A 2,457-nucleotide genomic window follows, 5' to 3' on the forward strand; every position below is an offset into this window, starting at 1 on the left:
GCGCAGTTCTATTCCCCAACGACACGAGCCGCTGCCTTATCAACCTATGAATTAGCACCACAGCAAACAGGCCACCTGTTTGTTGTATCGGGCGGGGAGAGCATGCAATGAAGCAACTCCTAGACTACTTCAAAAAAGATCCCGAAGCCGACTTTGAGCAAGGCAGTGCGTTAAATGAAGCCAATAAAAAACGCAATTGGGTGATTGCAGGGGTGGGGGCCACGGTACTCGGCGCCCTCTATTTAGCGGGCGACGCCTATATGTCTGCCCCAAAACGTGCCCCTGAAACCGCAGCGGGCAATCCTATCGATTTTGGTGCCGTGATTGATAAAGATTTCACCGAGAAAGACAATCAGTCTGCGCTCACCGCACAACAAATCGCCTTAGATAAGCAGCAGAAAGCGATTGATAAAATGCTGAAAAGCATGGAAGCCATTGAGCGCAGCAATGAAGCTAATCGCCTTGATTTAAAGCGTAATTTAGAGACGTTCCAACTGACCGTATCTGAAAAAATTGATGATAAGATTAATGCCGCTACCGCAAATGCAATGCAGCATAGCAATAACAATGTCACCGATGAATTTTCGACAGAGGGCATTGATGCATCAGCCTATCCCGTTAGGCAAAGCACACGCTACTTGGGTGAACAAACGCTACCACCACGCCCGAGCGTGGGTGACGGACAAAGTGGGTATGCTGCCCCCTATCAAGGCGGCGCTATCCCGCCACCTGCAACCCAAAATGGCATCGATTCCTTTGCACTAAATTGGGAATCGCCAGAAGAAAACCTCCCCAAAAAACGCACCCCTGAGAACTATGTTCCTGCAGGTTCATTTGTGACGGCTGTCGTCACAGGCGGCGCAGATGCCAATGCGGGTGTGAATGGCCAAGGCGATACCGTGCCAATGGTATTCCAAACCATTAACCAAGGTGTACTGCCTAACGGCAAGCCCTCAAAACTAAACAACTGCACGATTTTGGGCGCAGCTTACGGCGAAATATCATCGAGTCGCGGCATTGTGCGCACCACTCGCCTCAGCTGTATTTTTGAAGATGAAATCATCGACATTCCCGTCGAGGCGACCGTATTTAACTATGGCCGCAACGGTATTCGCGGTACTGCCATTATGAAGAACGGCAAAATCGTTCAGATGGCAGGGATTAGCGGCATTTTGACGGGCATTGGTGAGACAGGTAAGGCACTGAGCCAAACCACATCGAACTCAGCGCTAGGGTCAACCTCAAGCGTCAATGGCAGTGATGCACTGCTCAACTTAGCCGGCAGTGCCAGTTCAAGCGTGGGTAGCAAGCTCGCGGATTACTACATCAAATTAGCTGAGCAATACCACCCGATTATTGAGCTCAATCCGGGCAATACCGTCAACATCGTGTTTTTGAAAGGCTTCCCGCTCGATCCAGTTGGCATTCAAGAATACGAAGAAGCGCTAGCGCAGCAAGCCCAAAATCCTGTCAGTGCCACAGCGCAAATCCTCAACACTATCAGCAACCCACTTTTAGAACAGATGCCAGGGAATATTAAGCCGCAGGCCCAAGGCGCAAACACGCCTACACCACAGCAGCAATATAACCAACAAGGCCAGCGCCCCCCTGTTAACTCAGCCTTTGGCCGTGCGAATTAATTCATTTAAGGAGTGACATTTTGAACACAATCATGAGCAAAAACGCATTACGTAACACCGTTATGATGGCACTGGCTTCATGGCTATTAAGTGGCTGTGCGGCGGGGCTGGATAGTGACTATTCCTGCGATAAAGTCGGCGGCATCAATGGCTGTACTAACATGATGGAAGTGAGGCAACTCACTGACAGTGGCGTGTTTAATCAGCCACAAGCACAAAGCCCTGCGGTGACGGCATTAAGCGGTCAAAGCACAACAACACTCCCCAAGCTTGCGAGCCAACAACAAGACTTTATCCCTTTGCCACGCCGCGACCGCCACGGTGTACCGCTACGCACGGCGGAGTCAGTCCAAAAAGTAACAATATTCCCCTACCTCAACGAGCAAGGTGATTACGTTGATACCAGCGATGTGTACATCGTGGTCGATAAGAGCCGTTGGACGGGCAGACCTGCCAAATACATCAAGCAGGATTAAGCCATGAAACAACGTATTAAAAACGATCTCGGCGCACTCTATGCCAGCAGCAAACAGCAACACAACCATCTGCATCATGAATTGCCCTATCGCATTTATGATGATGCTGAACAAGTCTTTGAAAATGCCAATTCGCTTGGATTTGGCTTTGCTATTTCATTGTTTGGCGGCGCTAATGACGACTTGATCAAAACCATGAACGCCTTGGTGGGCACACTGCCAGAGGGCGACAAATGGCATTATCAATTCGTCATGGTGGGTAACAACCAAGTCGGTGAACTCATCGAGCAAAATCAAGCGCTGCTCAGTGGCCGCAATGCCATTTGCGATAAATTTGCCTC

3 protein-coding genes are annotated in these 2,457 nt (G+C 49.8%); all 3 read left to right on the top strand.

Features of this window, described 5'->3' with window-relative positions:
* Positions 1 to 107: 107 nt before the first annotated feature.
* A complete protein-coding gene (locus NE536_RS22585) occupies positions 108 to 1,640 on the top strand; it encodes a TrbI/VirB10 family protein (protein WP_261274091.1) in 1,533 nt (510 codons plus the stop codon).
* A 20-nt stretch (positions 1,641 to 1,660) separates the two neighbouring features.
* A complete protein-coding gene (gene traV / locus NE536_RS22590) occupies positions 1,661 to 2,116 on the top strand; it encodes a type IV conjugative transfer system lipoprotein TraV (RefSeq protein WP_261274092.1) in 456 nt (151 codons plus the stop codon).
* Positions 2,117 to 2,119: 3 nt separating this feature from the next.
* On the top strand, positions 2,120 to 2,457 hold a 338-nt coding region (locus tag NE536_RS22595; protein ID WP_261274093.1), incomplete at its 3' end, for a conjugal transfer protein TraC.

The organism is Shewanella septentrionalis (assembly GCF_025370265.1).
GTDB classification, from domain to species: domain Bacteria; phylum Pseudomonadota; class Gammaproteobacteria; order Enterobacterales; family Shewanellaceae; genus Shewanella; species Shewanella hafniensis.